19 protein-coding genes are annotated in these 17360 nt (G+C 39.5%); 10 read left to right on the top strand and 9 right to left on the bottom strand.

The window, feature by feature from the left end; translation table 11 throughout:
* Positions 1-253 precede the first annotated feature (253 nt).
* From GHD25_RS03610 to pepF, 6 genes are all read left to right on the top strand, one after another.
* The gene (locus tag GHD25_RS03610; protein WP_164214994.1) at positions 254-1462 is read left to right on the top strand and encodes a putative glycoside hydrolase; all 1209 of its coding nucleotides are present in this window, start codon (positions 254-256) and stop codon (positions 1460-1462) included.
* A gap of 451 nt (positions 1463-1913) precedes the next feature.
* On the top strand, positions 1914-2507 hold the full coding sequence (locus tag GHD25_RS03605) for a GNAT family N-acetyltransferase (protein WP_164214993.1): 594 nt from the start codon (positions 1914-1916) through the stop codon (positions 2505-2507).
* Between the two features lie 376 nt (positions 2508-2883).
* Positions 2884-3279, top strand: coding sequence for a transcriptional regulator SpxA (spxA, locus tag GHD25_RS03600; RefSeq protein ID WP_164214992.1), 396 nt, complete (start codon positions 2884-2886; stop codon positions 3277-3279).
* Positions 3280-3911: 632 nt separating this feature from the next.
* Positions 3912-4589, top strand: a complete 678-nt coding sequence (gene mecA, locus GHD25_RS03595) for an adaptor protein MecA (RefSeq protein WP_164214991.1) — start codon at positions 3912-3914, stop codon at positions 4587-4589.
* A gap of 216 nt (positions 4590-4805) precedes the next feature.
* Positions 4806-6008: a competence protein CoiA gene (locus GHD25_RS03590; RefSeq protein ID WP_164214990.1), complete on the top strand. Its 1203-nt coding sequence runs from the start codon at positions 4806-4808 to the stop codon at positions 6006-6008.
* 88 nt (positions 6009-6096) lie between these two features.
* A complete protein-coding gene (gene pepF / locus GHD25_RS03585; RefSeq protein ID WP_164214989.1) occupies positions 6097-7917 on the top strand; it encodes an oligoendopeptidase F in 1821 nt (606 codons plus the stop codon).
* A 33-nt stretch (positions 7918-7950) separates the two neighbouring features.
* On the opposite strand, the gene GHD25_RS03580 is transcribed toward pepF, so the two are convergent.
* The 8 genes from GHD25_RS03580 to GHD25_RS03545 form a co-directional block, all read right to left on the bottom strand.
* The gene (locus GHD25_RS03580) at positions 7951-8130 is read right to left on the bottom strand and encodes a hypothetical protein (protein ID WP_164214988.1); all 180 of its coding nucleotides are present in this window, start codon (positions 8128-8130) and stop codon (positions 7951-7953) included.
* Between the two features lie 419 nt (positions 8131-8549).
* Positions 8550-8849, bottom strand: coding sequence for a hypothetical protein (locus tag GHD25_RS03575; RefSeq protein ID WP_164214987.1), 300 nt, complete (start codon positions 8847-8849; stop codon positions 8550-8552).
* A complete protein-coding gene (locus tag GHD25_RS03570; protein ID WP_164214986.1) occupies positions 8797-9057 on the bottom strand; it encodes a hypothetical protein in 261 nt (86 codons plus the stop codon). Before GHD25_RS03570 ends, GHD25_RS03575 begins: the two co-directional genes overlap by 53 nt.
* Positions 9054-9317, bottom strand: coding sequence for a hypothetical protein (locus GHD25_RS03565; protein WP_164214985.1), 264 nt, complete (start codon positions 9315-9317; stop codon positions 9054-9056). The genes GHD25_RS03570 and GHD25_RS03565 overlap by 4 nt, the downstream gene beginning before the upstream one ends.
* Positions 9314-9826: a hypothetical protein gene (locus tag GHD25_RS03560; protein ID WP_164214984.1), complete on the bottom strand. Its 513-nt coding sequence runs from the start codon at positions 9824-9826 to the stop codon at positions 9314-9316. The genes GHD25_RS03565 and GHD25_RS03560 overlap by 4 nt, the downstream gene beginning before the upstream one ends.
* A 197-nt stretch (positions 9827-10023) precedes the next feature.
* Complete coding sequence (locus tag GHD25_RS03555; RefSeq protein WP_276207790.1) at positions 10024-10917, bottom strand: ClpXP adapter SpxH family protein; 894 nt, start codon at positions 10915-10917, stop codon at positions 10024-10026.
* A 17-nt stretch (positions 10918-10934) separates the two neighbouring features.
* Positions 10935-11318 (bottom strand): globin domain-containing protein, encoded by a 384-nt coding sequence (locus GHD25_RS03550; RefSeq protein WP_164214983.1) that lies wholly within the window; start codon positions 11316-11318, stop codon positions 10935-10937.
* 86 nt (positions 11319-11404) lie between these two features.
* Entirely contained in the window at positions 11405-11971 is a 567-nt protein-coding gene (locus GHD25_RS03545) for a CYTH domain-containing protein (RefSeq protein WP_164214982.1), read from the bottom strand.
* A gap of 172 nt (positions 11972-12143) precedes the next feature.
* On the opposite strand from GHD25_RS03545, the gene GHD25_RS03540 reads away from it, so the two are divergent.
* From GHD25_RS03540 to GHD25_RS03530, 3 genes are read left to right on the top strand one after another with little or no spacing between them, the layout of a single operon-like run.
* Positions 12144-12752, top strand: coding sequence for a GTP pyrophosphokinase (locus GHD25_RS03540; protein ID WP_164214981.1), 609 nt, complete (start codon positions 12144-12146; stop codon positions 12750-12752).
* 28 nt (positions 12753-12780) lie between these two features.
* Positions 12781-13584, top strand: coding sequence for an NAD kinase (locus GHD25_RS03535; protein WP_164214980.1), 804 nt, complete (start codon positions 12781-12783; stop codon positions 13582-13584).
* A 29-nt stretch (positions 13585-13613) separates the two neighbouring features.
* On the top strand, positions 13614-14498 hold the full coding sequence (locus tag GHD25_RS03530; RefSeq protein WP_164214979.1) for an RluA family pseudouridine synthase: 885 nt from the start codon (positions 13614-13616) through the stop codon (positions 14496-14498).
* Between the two features lie 226 nt (positions 14499-14724).
* On the opposite strand, the gene prpE is transcribed toward GHD25_RS03530, so the two are convergent.
* Entirely contained in the window at positions 14725-15465 is a 741-nt protein-coding gene (gene prpE, locus GHD25_RS03525) for a bis(5'-nucleosyl)-tetraphosphatase PrpE (protein WP_164214978.1), read from the bottom strand.
* Positions 15466-15673: 208 nt separating this feature from the next.
* Here prpE and mgtE point away from each other — a divergent pair, with 208 nt between their 5' ends.
* Positions 15674-17056 carry a magnesium transporter gene (mgtE, locus tag GHD25_RS03520; RefSeq protein ID WP_164214977.1) on the top strand — a complete coding sequence of 461 codons (1383 nt, stop codon included), beginning with the start codon at positions 15674-15676 and terminating at the stop codon, positions 17054-17056.
* Positions 17057-17360 lie beyond the last annotated feature (304 nt).

The raw sequence follows: 17360 nt of genomic DNA, 5'->3' as shown, positions 1-17360 counted from the left end.
TTTTAAAAAGGGAAAAATAGGATTGAAAAGAGGAAGAATGGGGTAAAAAGTTAAAGAATATTTGACAGATAATAAAAGTATTTGCCAGGTAAATCGCAGGAGACAATACTGGGAAAGTTTTTATAGTACTTATTTTGCGGTTGTAAAAGAAGTAAACTGGAAATAATTAATCGACAAATATTTACTTTTTTAATTTAAAATCAACAATATATCCGTTATACTAGTTTTAAATAAAAATGGGAGATTGATAGTCATGGGGATAAAGCAAATCACGATTACATTATGTTCTCTTCTGCTTGTACTATCTGTTCCGGTTACAATCAGCGGGGAAGATGAATCTACAGCAAGTTTACATAAAGAACGGCATACTGCAATAGAGCAAATTGACACGGAGCAGCAAATCAGCCGCTTTACATTTGATTCAGGCTATACATTTGAATATCCGGATGCAGTGAGGGGAATCTATGTGACTGGGAATTCGGCCGGCGGCAGCCGTTTTGAAGATCTGCTGAACCTGGTCGATAACAGTGATTTGAACTCCATGGTTATTGATGTTAAGGAAGATCATGGGAATCTTACCTTTCTGCCTGAAGAAGGATCTCCATATGAAGATATTGCTATGAATTATATCAGTGATCCGGAGGAAATGATGCAGGTACTGGAAAAGAAAGAGATCTACCCAATAGCAAGAATAGTGGTTTTTAAAGATAGCGTTCTGGCTGAACAAAGACCTGATCTGTCGTTCACAAAAAACGGTGGGGTCTGGATGAACAATAAACAGGAAGCTTTTGTCAATCCGTTTGAAACAGAGGTTTGGGAGTATAATGTGGAAATTGGCAAAATGGCTGCCGAAATGGGATTTCAGGAGATTCAATTCGACTATGTACGCTTCCCTGAAGGCTTTGAACATCGGGATGAAGAATTGGATTATTCACTGGGTGATTACCAAAATGCGGATATGGATAATGTTAAACTGCGGGTAGAAGCAGTGACGGATTTTGTTGCATACGCACGTGAGGAGCTTTCCGACTATGATGTCGATGTTTCCGTCGATATATTCGGCTATGCTGCCACCCTGGAAGAAACACCTGGTATCGGCCAAAACTTTTCCAGAATTTCCGAAAACGTGGATGTAATTTCTTCCATGATTTATCCGAGTCACTGGACACCGCATTTTGGCATAGAGTTTCCGGACAGGGAACCATATCAGCTTGTGACAGAATATGCCAAAGTGGAAAATGATGTGCTAGGTGCATTGGACAACCCGCCACTGTCCCGCCCGTGGCTGCAGGATTTTGAAGCGCCATGGCTATATAATGGACCGCCTCAGGAATATGGAGTAAAAGAAGTGGAAGCACAAATCAGAGCTTTATATGAAAACGGGATACATGAATTTTTATTATGGAATGCAGGCAATGTCTATACAGAGGGTGTTGACTACAAAGCCGGGCTTGAAGAATAGAAGATTAAAAATCCGATTATATAAGAAATGAATAATTATGCAGGTAAAAAGGGGTCTGGAAATTCCAGGCTTCTTTATTTTTATGTCACGGATTTTTTACCGGGAAATTCAGCGGGAGAATCTAAAATTTTAATTTTTAAGTATAGGATATAAATGCAGAAGACTTTTTCCATCGTTTTATATGCAAATTCGAACACGGGCATCTTCAAAATTCATACTTACTTCCAAAAATGCGAAGCACTGTTGGTTAAATTTAAAAAGCTTATTAGGAAAAATACGTCATTTTTAAATAATCCGGTGGAAAACAGGGTTATTTTATGTGTGGTTTAGTTATTATCATATTTTGAGCGAAAATGGTAATAGTAATAAAGCATACACTTTTAATGGGATTTCACAAACAGTTTCTTATTCGTTATACTGTAGCAGACTACGAAAAATGAGGAGTAGATCAATGAATTGGTATGAAAAGCTGAATAAGTATTTTCCTGTGGAAGAAATGAAATCAAGAGAGCATATGGAAAGGCTTTTAGAAGAAAAGGGGGACGTCTACTATAAGGATGAAAGTCCCCAACATGTCATGATGTATGCCGAGTTTGATTCATTTATCTTTATAGATTATGTATGGGTTTCATCGGAAACAAGGGGCCAGGGAATTGGACACCAGCTCATCGAGAAATTGAAGGCAAAGAATAAGCCAATTATCCTTGAAGTGGAGCCTATAGACTATGAAGACAGCGATACGGAAAAACGGCTTCACTTTTACAATAGAGAAGGATTTACCCACGCGCAGTCAATTGGATATAACAGGCGCTCTCTGGCTACAAATGAAGAAACGCCGATGGAAATATTGTACTGGTCACCAGATAATGATTCTGAAGAAGTAATTTATGAACAAATGAAGAAAATGTATGAAGATATACACACGTATAAGGATGAGGAAATTTACGGGAAGTCATACCAGCCGGTTGACGAAGTATTGGTATATGATGAAAGCCGTGAGTGTGAGGATATTCTAAGCAGTGTTAATGTAACGGAACGGGCATAAGTTTTCATTAGGCCTCCCATAAAAAAACGGGGGGCCTATTTTCATGTATTGTTATAAGAAAAGCACTTTTTGTATTGGTACACACAGACGTTCGTTGCTTAAATATTCGTTTGATTGAATAAAAAAAACATTTAAATTATTTTCTTCTTTTTTCAAATAACAGGTTTAATTAATAATAAATAGGGTAAATTACAACTATCGAACAAAAAACATTTCATGAACTTTTGAAAAAACCCTTAATTTTATTGACGATGCACTATCATTTAATTGACAAACATAGTATAATATACATAGATGCTATTTAAAGTGATTTTAATTTAATAAGCAATGAAAAGTTTGTGAAATGAATAAAAGCTATCGAGGAGTGAAGCTATTAATGGTAACACTTTATACCTCACCAAGTTGTACATCTTGCAGAAAAGCGAAAGCGTGGCTGGAGGAACACGACATTCCTTTTAAGGAGCGTAATATTTTTTCTGAACCGTTGACATTGGACGAGATAAAGGAAATTTTGCGTATGACGGAAGATGGAACCGATGAGATTATTTCCACCCGTTCCAAGGTTTTCCAAAAGCTGGATGTGAATATTGAACAGCTGCCGATGAAAGATCTTTTTCATCTGATACAGCAAAATCCGGGTTTATTAAGAAGACCGATTATCCTGGATGAAAAACGCCTGCAAGTCGGATATAACGAAGATGAAATAAGACGCTTTCTTCCAAGGACTGTCCGGACCTTTCAATTACGCGAAGCCCAGCGGATGGTCAACTAATTTGTTGAAACCTCAGTATACTGCCAAGGGATTCTTGAAAGTACATTACTTTCTTAGAATCCCTTATTTCTTAGTTTTAAATGTAAAGGCAGAAATGAATGGTGATTTTCTTCCAAGCAAAAAATGCAAATCGCACCGACCGGTCTTTTTTTTTGATAAAAGCGCCTGCAAATCTCCAGGAAATTTTATTTAATATAAGTAATGGAAAAAGGAAAACGACTGGCTGCTAAATCCGGCTGATGATCTCCTCGATGAAAATCAGTAAAAAGCATTATATTCACAAAAAAATAGTGACAAATCCGATGAAATGGTTTAGAATATGATATTAACCATTTCATATATTTTGTTTAAAAAATGGAGATTTCTTTTTAGTTTGATGAACTTTTCATTTTCTAGGCATATTCATTTTCATTTTGCGCAGGGTATCATACAATAACAGTAGAAGGAAAATATAGCTTCAAAAACAACATAATACAGCATTAAAAGAAGCAGCTTCAAAGCAAAATAGGAATGGTTAGAGGCCTGCAGTACAGGGTAATGAACTATAAGAAAATATATGTTAATCATAGATATATAATTAAAGGGTGAAGCTTATCTCTTACCTAACCTTTAAAGAAGGGAGAGAATGAACAATGGAAATAGAAAGAATTAATGAGAATACTGTAAAGTTTTATATTTCATATCTGGATATTGAGGATCGCGGATTTGAACGGGAAGAAATATGGTACAACCGAGAAAGAAGCGAGCAATTGTTTTGGCAAATGATGGATGAAGTGAATTATAAAGAGGATTTTAATGTGGAGGGCCCGCTTTGGATTCAGGTACAGGCAATGGAAAAAGGATTGGAGATCATTGTAACAAAGGCACAGGTATCCAAAGACGGAGAAAATATTGAACTGCCATCAGACGATGAAGATAGTGAAGAGGCTCCGGAAGAAAAGAAAATAGAAAATATGCTTGAAAATAAATTTGGAAAAAACAAGAAAAAGCAAAATGATAAAGATGAAAACCTGTGGATCATTGTCAGCTTTAATGATTTTGAAGATGTTATTCAGCTCAGCCATTACTTCCGTGAATCCGGGGGAACAATAAAAGAAACACTTTATTATCATGGCGGCAAGTATTACTTGTATTTGGAGTTTTCCCAAACTATTTTGGATGATCACATCCAGGAGAATCTAATTAGTCAGGTATTTGAATTTGCGGAGGATTCCGATGTGACCATTCATTTTCTTGAAGAATATGGAAAAGTTGTTTTTGAAAATGATACTTTTTCACAAGTCAGGTCTTATTTTCCAGCACATGTATAGACACTCGTTAAGGAGTGTTTTTCTTTTTTAATAAGCCAATACGAGGAAATGCATTTCAAAAGCAGGTTTGAGGCAGTTGCCATTTTTAAGTTTAGTACAATAAAACTTATGTTTACGCTAAAACTCGCACGAATCCGGTTTTTTCTTATAAAGATACCGTTTTTTGCAGGGAATCAGCCTTCGTTGTCGAAATATAGATAATGGAGGTGTTTTTTAATGCTGCAGGCAAAAACAAAGGACGGAACACTTGTCACCCTGTCTATGCTGACAAAAGGAGAGATTTCTAAATTAAGAAAAAAAGGGGTGTTATTTTACTGTCCGGTATGTCATCAGAAAGTACTTATGAAAGCAGGCGTAAAAATGATCCCTCATTTTGCCCATCAATCACTCACTGCATGTCCTTCCGGAGAAGGAGGAGAGGGCATTTACCATGAGACAGGCAAATTACTTCTTTACGAATGGCTGAAGCAACAAGGAATTTCTGTGAACCTTGAGGTTTACCTGCCTGAAATCAGGCAAAGACCCGATTTATTGTTGAGTGTTCTTGATAAAAAAATTGCCGTCGAGTTCCAATGTGCAGCCGTGTCCATGGAAGAGGTCGTCAATCGGACTTCAGGCTATCAATCAGCAGGAATCATTCCAATTTGGATTGTTGGAGGGAATCGGCTGCAGCGGACAAGCACAACCCATTTTAAGCTAAATCAGCAGATTCTTCCCTTCATTCATCAATTTTCTTCAAATACTAATCCCGCATTATTTTTCTTCTCCAGTGAGACCCGCCATTTTATTTTAATACAGGACATTTATTTAACCGGGAAAACATTGGCGATGGGTAAATTTTTTATCCGCCGGCTGGAGCAGCTGTCATTTAAAGACCTGTTTAAGGAGCATGCATTCGTTCCCGGAGAGTTTTTTAGACTGTGGGAAAAAGAAAAGTACAGATTTCGGCTGAAACAATCCCGGCGGCTTTATGGCCGGGAATTAGCCTGGCACCAATGGCTTTATAGCAAAGGAGTCCATCGGGAAGTGCTTCCCGCATTGATTCATCTTCCGGTTCCCCATCAATTTAAAATGAAGGCATCACCCTGGAATTGGCAAAGCAGAATAATCTTTGATGTAATTGATCCTATGGCTGCGGGCAGACTATTTTCTCCTAAAATGGTTCACCATTTATTGAGTTCTCATCTTTATCCTTCAAACAGCTTTCCTTTAATCCATGCAGGTATAAATCCGATAAGTGAATACCTTAAACTTTTATCCAATTTGAATGTGATTCAACGTGTTCATGACGGAAAATTTATGAAAACAAATCCGGTGTACAAACCGGAAACGATTGAACAGGCAATAAACGAAGACAAAAGATTACTTTATTTATTGGCAGAAAATAAAATGTTCAAGCATGACAAGTTGTCTAAATAAAACAAAATAGAGGCATGATTCCACATTAATTCGTTATACTAAGTAAACAGGAGATGTTAGTTAAGAGCAAAAGGAGGAATTTTTTAATATGAGTAATGGAGCTAAGGAGTTGCCGAAACGCAATGAACTGCCGGAAGAAAGGACCTGGAGATTGGAAGATATATTTGAATCGGATGATTTATGGGAGAAGGAACTAAACAGTCTGCAGGAAGATATTAAGCAATTTGAAGAATATCAGGGGAAATTAAGTGAATCAGCTGACACCCTGCATGAGTTGCTAAGTTTGCAGGATGAGCTTTCCGAGCGGATTGGAAGATTGTATACATACGCCCATATGCGCTATGACCAGGATACAACAAACTCTTTCTATCAGGGACTAAATGCACAAGCTGAGACCCTTTTGACTGTGGCATCCAGTGAAATGAGTTTTATTACACCGGAAATTTTGGAGATGGATGAAAAGAAAATAGAAGCTTTTTTGAAGGAAAAAGAAGAATTGCAGCTGTACAAAAAAACACTGGATGAAATTACCCGACAGCGGCCGCATGTTTTATCAAAAAGTGAAGAGGCACTGCTTGCTGAAGCTGCAGAACCAATGTCCACGCCTTCCCAGACGTTCAGTATGCTGAACAACGCGGATCTCACCTTTCCGGCAATTAAAAATGAAAATGAAGAAGAGGTGGAGCTTACCCATGGACGTTATATTGGTTTTTTGGAATCTGAGGACCGCCGGGTAAGGAAAGATGCATTTAAAGGGATGTATGATACTTACGGAAAGTTCATCAATACCTTTAGTTCCACTTTAAACGGGAATATTAAGAAGGATAATTTTTATGCAAAGGTGCGTAATTATGAATCAGCGAGACAGTCTGCCCTGGACAGTAATAATATCCCGGAAAAAGTTTATGATAATTTAGTGGAGGCGGTGAATGAAAAGCTGCCGCTTCTGCACAAATATGTAAGGCTCCGAAAAAAAGTATTAAAACTTGATGAATTGCATATGTATGATCTTTTCACACCACTAGTAAAAGATGTAGATATGAAAATACCTTATGAGAAAGCACAGAAGTATGTTTTGGAGAGTTTAGCCCCACTTGGGAAAGAGTATGTAAATATCGTAAAAGAAGGTTATGAAAACCGCTGGATTGATGTGGAGGAAAATAAAGGAAAAAGAAGCGGAGCATACTCATCCGGTGCCTATGGAACCAATCCGTATATTTTATTAAACTGGCAGGATAACGTAAATGACATGTTTACCTTGGCACATGAGCTTGGACATTCCGTGCACAGTTATTATTCCCGAAAACACCAGCCATTCCGCTATGGGAACTATTCCATCTTCGTGGCAGAAGTAGCTTCTACAACAAATGAAGCACTATTAAATGATTACATGCTGAAATCTCTGGATGATGAAAAGCAAAAGCTATATATACTGAACCATTTTCTTGAAGGCTTCCGCGGCACTGTATTCCGCCAGACGATGTTTGCTGAGTTTGAGCACGATATTCATGTACGGGCTCAAAACGGAGAAGCACTGACAGCCGATAAATTTACGGAAATTTATTACGATCTGAATAAGAAATACTTTGGAAATGATGTAGTTTCCGATGAAGAAATCGGGCTGGAATGGGCAAGAATTCCTCACTTTTATTACAATTACTATGTGTATCAGTATGCAACCGGATACTCTGCTGCAACTGCATTAGCGAACCACATCCTGGAGGGCAAAGCAGGTGCTGTTGACCGGTATCTGGAATTTCTGAAAGCAGGAAGCAGTGAATACCCTATAGAAGTATTGAAAAAGGCAGGCGTAGATATGACGTCGAAACAGCCAATTCTTGATGCATTAGCTGTTTTCGGGGAGAAATTGGATGAAATGGAAAAGCTGTTATCCAATGAAAATAGATAAAAAATCAGGAGGACCTTGCGGGTTCTCCTGTTTTCACCTCATTCTGCGCGGGGTTCGTTTCTGATTGGCAAAGGAATACATTGTCAGGTAGATCGCAATGAAAAGTAATGGCAGTGTAATGTAGAGAGGGATAAGTGACATTAAACCGAGTATGTTTAGAAAAAAAGCAAACAACGCCAAAATAAGAAACAGGAATGGGAATATTTCTTGCATAGCCGTTTCACCCCCTTTCCGTTTTTTAAAAGCAGATAAGAAAGTATAAAAATTAAATTAACTGTATAAACGCAAGGTCCATTAAGTTAAAGATTGTTGGCGCAAAGTTTTGCCATACAAGCTTTCTTATCTTTTAATACAAGGTATGAAACTGAAAAATAAAATAGAAGTGACACTTTTGTGAACTAATGCACATAATGATTGAAAACTTCCTTTTTCCCTGCTACAATTAAATTGTAAGTTGAAACAAACAAAACCCCTTTGTTTGATCATGAAACTTTCTCCCATCCCCCTTTGTTTAATACAAAGAGAGATTCTTAAAGGATGTACGCTGCCCCGTACATCCTTTATTTTTTGGTTTAATAATGTATATCAGGCGGAAATAGTCTAAGAAAGATTTCAGAAGGTACAGCTTTAATCTAGGGAAGAATGAATGAAGAGAAACTCGGTTGCCTTCGTTGTCTGATTCCGCTGTTGAGTGAACGAATGGAGAGAAATCCGCTTCGTTCATTGCCCGATCCCGCTGATGAGTGAACAAATGGAGAGAAATTCGTTGCCTTCGTTAGCAGATCCAGCTGATGAGTGAACGAATGGAGAAAAATCCGCTTCATTCGTTGCCCGATAACAGTGATGAGTGAAGGAATGGAGAGAAATTCGTTTCCTTCGTTAGCTGATCGCGCTGATGAATGAAGGAATGGAGAAAAATCCGCTTCGTTCATTGCCCGATCCCGCTGATGAGTGAAGGAATGAAGAAAAATTCGCTTCTTTTGTTGTCAGATCCCGCTGATGAGTGAAGGAATGGAGAAAAATTCGCTTCTTTCGTTGCCCGATCCCGCTGATGAGTGAACGAATGAAGAAAAATTCGCTTCCTTCGTTGTCAGATCCCGCTGATGAGTGAAGGAATGGAGAAAAATGCGCTTCGTTCATTGCTCGATCCCGCTGATGAGTGAATGAATGGAGAGAAATCCGTTGCCTTCGTTAGCAGATCCAGCTGATGAGTGAACGAATGAAGAGAAATCTGCTTCCTTCGTTGTCAGATCCCGCTGATGAGTGAACGAATGGAGAAAAATTCGTTGCCTTCGTTGCCAGATAACAGTGATGAGTGAAGGAATGGAGAGAAATCCGCTTGGTACGTTGTCTGATCCCGCTGATGAGTGAATGAATGGAGAGAAATTCGGTACCTTCATTGTCTGATCGCGCTGATGAATGAAGGAATGGAGAGAAATTCGCTTCTTTCGTTGTCAGATCGCACTGATGAGTGAATGAATGGAGAGAAATCCGCTTCGTTCGTTGCCTGATCGCACTGATGAGTGAATGAATGGAGAGAAATCCGCTTCGTTCGTTGTCTGATTCCGTTGATGAGTGAAGGAATGGAGAGAAATTCGCTTCGTTCGTTGCCTGATAACAGTGATGAGTGAACGAATGAAGAGAAATCCGCTTCGTTCGTTGTCAGATCGCGCTGATGAGTAAAGGAATGGAGAGAAATTCGCTTCGTTCGTTGCCTGATAACAGTGATGAGTGAAGGAATGGAGAGAAATTCGTTTCCTTCGTTAGCTGATCCCGCTGATGAGTGAAGGAATGGGAGAGATTCGGTACCTTCGTTGCCTGATCGCACTGATGAGTGAATGAATGGAGAGAAATCCGCTTCTTTCGTCGTCAGATTCCGCTGCTGAATAAACGAATCGGGAAATTTCAACCGTATTTTTTTCCTCATAGTATCGGTCAGTGAACGAATGCAGAAATCAAATATTATTCAAAAAGACCATCCATATCGGTCATAAACATATCCCCTGAGACTTCAAATAAAGCAGCACTGTATTTCAGCATCATACCCAAATGTAACCTTTCCTTTTCAAAACAAAAAATAAGCCTAAATAATAAACAGGCTTACTCTCATTTAATATATTTCCAAAATGTCCCGTATTTTACCGGGATTCTTTTTACTTTTCTTTTTAATTGCAGCTTTTTCATTTCTCTTTCCGCTTTTGATAGCGTCCAGTTATAAACGATGGCAATTTCGTTTGTGCCTACCACATCATAATAGTAAAGAAACCCTTCCAGCGGCGGTTTTTCTGAGGGAATAATCGGCTTTTTTAAAATTTCCTCAAGCACTTCTACATAAATTTCATACGGGTATAAACCGGACACTTTAATACCTTGTTCTTCGCTGGACTGATTGAAAAAAACAATGGAGGGAATAAAGTCAATTTCCATCTCCTGTGTCAGTTTTAAATCGCATTGAAAAGCCTTTTTAGCTGAAGCTGAATACAAGTCATTTTCAAATTCATTAACATCTAAATTTGCATCTTTCGCACAGTTTATTAACACTTCTTCATCTGCAATATTTTGTTTATATAAAAAAGCATTCTCCTGTATCTTTCTGAGAAAAACCTTTCCTGCTTTCTTTCCTTGAAGTTCTGCTGCTTTAATTGACAGGGAAGCCATCCATGGGGAAGAGACCGGATTTTCAAACCATAAATCGCCATCACAGCTCATGCCTGTTCGCTTTGCTGTTCTCTCCCAGATATCCCTTATTCTTTTTGGTCTGTCAAATATATCATTATTTAATGAATTCAAATGCCCGCTGACAACGGGGTGAATTGTAAAGAAGCGTCCATATTCAATTTGCAGTTTTTTTAAATAAGGTTCCAAAGACCAGCATTCAGGGCAAAGAGGGTCAACGAATACATACATTTCAATCGGTTTTTGAACATAATTGAAATAGCCATATTCTTCCGATGTGCTTTCATTATGAGCGCTTTTCAGGCCCTCCAGAGTCCAACTCACATCGATGCTCCTTTCTCTTATTCCGGTGTGTTCATCATATGGTTTGCGGTCATCGTCAATTTTTCAAAAATAGCTGAGCGGATTGGTTCTTCTATTTCTGCTTCTTCGAGTGCGGCCTCCATGCATTCCAGCCAGGCATCTCTCCGGCTCGGTGTAATTTCAAACGGCAAATGTCTTCTTCTCATCATAGGATGTCCTCGTTCTTCCGAAAAAAGCCTTGGACCTCCAAAAAATTGAGTTAAAAATAAACGCTGTTTTCTGGCAGTCTCGGTTAGATCTTCAGGAAAAATAGGTGTGAGCTTCGGATGTTTCCCAACCCGTTTATAAAAGAGGGTTACCAGCCGGTCTATGGTTTCAGCTCCACCAATCGCTTCATATATGGTACCGGATTTTGTTTCCATGCCTATTCCCCTTTAATAGGTAGTGTATATATTGTAGCAACGGACTGAAAGAGTAGCAAATAATCTGATTGTATACGAGTCATTATTTATAATGTTGAAAAAAATCGTTCGATTTTGTTGGGTGTTTTTCTTTCTGGTATATTATACTTTTCTAACAATGCATCAAATACTCTTTTGCCCGTCTGCTGTGTAGCCGCTTCAAGTTCCAGCTCATAATCTGCTGTTCCATTATAAGTGCTGTAATCCAGTACAAGCAGAACTCCCTCGTAGTTCGTCTCTCTCCGTACCGTCTTTAAACTCCCATAGTAAATTAGATCCTCAAATGATACGTTTAATTTTTTCAATTGCTGACTTACTTCACCTTTAAATCTTAATTGCCCTTTTATGATGGCTTCTGCTTCCTGTTTTGTTAATAAGTCATGCGTTTCAAGCAATCCAACCTTTTGGGGTTCTTTTAGCGTCAGCCGCCAGGCATCGTTTTTCTCCCTGATGCGGAGTGCGCTTTTATGGTTTTTTAAAGCAAAATCCTTTGTTTCAAAATAGTAATTTGTTTGGATTTTACCACCCGGGGGGAAAGGTAAATAATATAATAATTGATTAAATTCTTTTTCTGTCAGCAGATTTTTATATTCTATTTCAATTTCCTGTGCCATAAGTCCCTCCAAGCGGAAAAAAATAAGGTACTATTGATTATGGCAAATGTAATAAGATTAGGCAATGAATAGCTATTATAGTATGATACAAATAGGAAGATTTTCATCAAAAGTTATAAACCTTATTTCTGGATTTAACTGGAAATGAGTTTCGTACATAGGTGGTGTGGAAGTGAATTGGGAAGCTAAACTGGCACCTTATGCACAGGTCGTGGAAGAATTAAAAGTGAAATTAAAAGGGATACGCAAACAATATGAATATGAATCAAGACACTCTCCCATTGAATTTATTACCGGCAGGGTGAAGCCTGTTTCAAGTATTTTGGAAAAAGCGGAAAAAAGAAACATACCGTTGGATCAGCTTGATCAGGAAATACAGGATATAGCCGGATTGCGGGTAGTATGCCAATTTGTGGATGATATATATGAAGTGGTGGAAATGATCCGTGAGCGGAATGATTTTACAATTATTGACGAGAGGGATTATGTTTCACGAAAAAAAGAGAGCGGCTACCGTTCCTATCATCTGATTATTGAATACCCGGTGGAGACGATATCCGGCATGAAGAACCTGCTTGCTGAAATACAAATTCGTACCCTGGCGATGAATTTTTGGGCAACGAATGAGCATTCGTTAAACTATAAGTATAAAGATAAAATTCCTGCTGACATAAAAAACAGACTGCAGCGGGCTGCCGAAGCGGCATTTAAATTGGATGAAGAAATGTCGAAAATCAAGCATGAAGTACAGGAAGCACAACGGATTTTTCACCGAAAGTAAACAAAAGGCGAAAAAGGGGATGAATGGGTTGAAATTTAAGGTTGTTTCCAGAGGGGACAAACGATCAAATGAAATAGAGGCTACCATGAAACAGTATTTAACGGATTTTAATCTGGAATATGACAGGGAAGAGCCGGATCTTGTTATTTCAGTTGGAGGAGACGGGACATTTCTGGAAGCCTTCCACAGATATATTCACCGGCTCGATAAAACTGCATTTATTGGTGTACATACCGGTCATTTGGGCTTTTATGCAGATTGGACGCCGGATGAAGTGGAGAAACTAATCATAGAGATAGCCAAAACACCATTTCAGATAGTGGAGTATCCTTTGCTGGAGGTAATTATACGGTCAACAACCGGTGGCAGTGAAGACCGGTTCCTGGCACTGAATGAAGCGATGATCAAAACGGCTGATGGATCTGTTGTATTTGATGTGGAGATAAAGGGTGAGCATTTTGAAACTTTTCGGGGTGACGGATTATGTATTTCTACTCCATCCGGCAGTACAGCCTACAATAAGGCACTGGGCGGGGGCATCATTCATCCATCCATTGAAGCAATCCAGCTTACAGAGATGGCATCCATTAATAATCGTGTTTTCCGGACGATCGGATCTCCTTTGATCCTGCCAAAACATCATACATGTTTATTAAAACCGACAGTGGATCGGAGCTTTTTAATCGCTATTGATCATTTCACGGAAACATACACGAATGTAAAATCCATTCAGTTCCGTGTTGCGGAGGAAAGGATCCGCTTTGCCAGATTCCGTCCATTTCCTTTCTGGGACAGAGTCCGTGATTCCTTTGTCGGAAATCAAAAAGTTTAAGGTATTATGAAGAAAGTGAAGGATGGACTATGGAATGGAAAATAGCTGAAAAACATGACGGAATGACGATCCGTGATTTTTTACAAACTGTCCATGGTTTCTCCCGCCGGATATTGAAGGCAATCAAATTGGATGGCGGAAAAATCACGGTGAATGGGTCGACGGTAACGGTTCGCTACCGTCTGAGTGCGGGCGATAAACTGATAATTGAATTTCCGCCTGAAATAAAAGGAGCGTACATGCGTCCGGAGGAAATTGATTTGGACATCGTTTATGAGGATGCAGATATTCTCGTTATTGACAAGCAGCCCGGAATGCCGGTGGTTCCTTCCTTTCAGTATCCAGCAGGAACCGTTGCCAATGCTGTATTGGGTCATTATGAAAAAAATCATATTCCATTTACGATTCATACGGTAACCAGGCTGGATCGAAACACCTCCGGCCTTATGCTGATTTCCAAGCATCGCTACAGTCATTCCATTTTGTCACGCTTTCAAAAGTCCGGAGAAGTTCACCGGAGCTACCAGGCAATAATTGAAGGCAGGCTTTCGGAAAAAGAGGGTACGATTGATCTTCCAATCGGAAGAAAAGAAGGGTCTATTATTGAGCGGATCGTTGTGGAAAATGGAAAAAGAGCAGTCACCCATTATAAGGTGATCCGGGAATTCCCCGGCTGCAGCCTTGTCCAGGTTAAACTGGAGACAGGCAGAACCCACCAGATACGGGTTCATTTTTCCTATCTGGGCTACCCTCTTCTTGGGGACACACTTTATGGGGGGAGAATCGGTCAAATAGATCGGCAGGCTCTGCACTGTGCTGAAATTGGCTTTCCCCATCCGGCCACAAGAAACTATATGCAGTTTGAATCAGGTCTGCCCGGCGATATGGAGAAATTGATTAGATCAAATTCTTGATTAAGCCCGAGGTCAACCAGGATCCTGTCCTGAACAATCCGAATCGAAGTCTAAAATATAATCAGTTCTTAACAAAATGACATCTGGAAAAGAACGCAGCATCGAAGAGGAAATTGTGTTAAAAGTGCATGCCATGATTAAAAACAATGGAAAAAAGTATGCATCTTATTTCTGCTGAAGCAAATCCAGCATTACTGACCTTAGTGCGATAAAACACACAATGACGCTAATGGACGGGCTGAAACTTTTCTTCTGTAAATGGCTGTCCGGACGGCACGGAGATTGTTGCTTCTTCCGGTAAACGGAATGCGGTTAATGCATTGCCAAAAACACAGCCTGTATCAATATTAATCGTCCGATTCACTATCCTTGGTTTCTTAACAGGAGTGTGACCGTAAACTATCCACTGGTCTCCCTTATAATGCTTTGCCCAGTCCCTTCTTATCGGGCGGCCGTCAGCATGTGTCTCTCCTGTAATATCGCCATAGAGCACAAAGGTTTTTACCTTTTTATCTTTACGCCCGATAAGAGATTCTTTAATACCTGCATGAGCAATAACTGCTCCTGCATCCGGAAATTGGAGATAAAGCGGTGCAGCTTCATATAATTGCATGAATTGATCCCGAATCGTACTTTTCTCACCGGAATTCAGTGCTTCATATTCCGCCGCGGTAGTTTCAAGTCCATTATTCAGTTTCACAGGATTTCCTTTGAAAAAACGGTATAATTTATTACAATGGTTTCCCGGCACATAATATGCATTTTTACGGACGACCACCATATGATAAACCAATCTGATTACTCCAAGGGAATTTGGGCCCCGGTCTGTAATATCGCCTAGAAAAACCGGTGTCCTGCCTTCCTTGTGAATATACCCGGCGTTGTTCCATTCATAGCCCATTTTTTCAAATAGTTCATAAAGCTCATCCAGACACCCATGAATATCTCCGATAATGTCCATCTTCATATAAAAAAGCCCCTTTCCCTTATTATTCATTTGAAATGCAGCGGTTTATCTTTATTATATATACTGTTTCTTTTGCGGCAAATTAAACGGGACTGAAAAGATTAATCATATTAAGTTAGGTGGAAAAATGATAAAATGATTGTTGAAACGGCAACAATAGAAATGCAAAACCGGTTTGCTCGGGTATAAGAAAAGGATGTGAGTGATTATGGTACCTGCAAATAAGTATGATGAAATTTATGAAGTACAATATGAAAAAGATTGGGAAAACCTTAATAATGCGCTGGAAGAAGACAAACTGGAAGACTTCCGAATAAATTTCCTTGGCATGCATCCTTACGATCAGGCTGTATTTTTCAGAGAACAGACTAGAAAACACCGGCTGCAAGTATATACCTATTTATCTCCGGAAGAAATGTCGGAGATCATGGAAAGTCTGGATTTGGAAGAAACTATCGTGTTTATACCCGAGATGGACCCGCGATTCGCTGCCATGGTACTTGCGGAAATGGCTGTGGATGATGCGGTAGATATTTTAAATGAACTGGATAAAGACAAGGTAGCAAGCTACCTGACCATTATGGATAAAGAAGCAGCAGATGAGATTAAGCATTTGCTCCACTATGAAGAAAAAACTGCCGGCAGTATTATGACAACCGAGTTTGTTTCTATTTACAAAAGTCAGACTGCCAGGCAGACGATGCAGCATTTGAAGGAAGAGGCTCCTGATGCTGAGACCATTTATTATTTATATGTGCTGGATGAGACTAAAAGGCTTGTTGGTGTACTTTCCTTGCGTGATTTAATTATTGCCGAGGAAGATACGTTAATCGAAGAAATTATGAGTGAAAAGATAATAGCAGTTTCAGTTGCGAAAGATCAGGAAGAGATTGCACAAATGATGCGGGATTATGACTTTCTTGCTCTGCCGGTAGTAGATTTCCAGGATCACCTTCTGGGGATTATCACGGTAGATGATATTCTGGATGTTATGGAGGAGGAAGCAAGTGAGGATTATACCAGGCTTGCTGCAGTAACAGATACTGAGCGGGCAGATGATAATGCATTTATCTCCGCAAGAAAACGCCTTCCATGGCTGATTATATTGCTGTTTTTAGGCATTCTGACAGCCAGTTTAATCGGCCGTTTTGAGGAAACACTGAATCAGGTTGCGATATTAGCGATTTTTATCCCGCTGATTGCAGGAATGGCAGGAAATACAGGGACTCAAGCGTTGGCAGTTGCTGTTCGTGGCATTGCAACAGGTGATTACGGAAAACAGGGAAAAGCAAGGTTGATTTTCAGGGAAGCAGGTACCGGCCTGATTACTGGAACAGTTTGCGGCATTGTCATCACGCTTGTTATTTATCTGTGGCAGGGTGATATCTTTTTAGGCTTGCTTGTCGGATTTTCCATTATGGCGACATTGGTTGTTGCTACGTTAGCCGGTTCACTTATTCCCATGCTGATGGCCCGCCTGAACATCGATCCGGCGGTAGCCTCTGGTCCGTTTATAACCACAATTAACGATATTATATCCATCCTCATCTACTTTGGCATGGCCACTGCGTTTATGCAATTCTTAGTATAACCATGGCACCTGTTTTACGGATGCTGTGTCAATGCAATAGGAAAAGTGGCTGGGACAGAACACTGAGTAAGCATAGAAAAGACGAACAATCCACCATATTAGCTCCGGGAATATACGTAGACTCCTGGGACTATGGTACAGTGGTTCCTCGTCCCACCGAAAAGATTTCGGTTTCTGTTTACTAAAATTGTTTTGTCCCAGCCTTTTATTTTGTAGTAAGCCTCCAAAGTTAATATACAATTTATACGAACACTCCCTGTTGAACGTTTTATTTATATGGTTCATATACTTTAAGGAGGAAGTC

The organism is Virgibacillus aidingensis, assembly GCF_010994035.1.
Taxonomy (GTDB): Bacteria; Bacillota; Bacilli; order Bacillales; family Amphibacillaceae; genus Virgibacillus_N.
The sequence above is the reverse complement of the archived record's forward strand: the minus strand, read 5'-3'. Positions and strand labels throughout refer to the sequence as shown.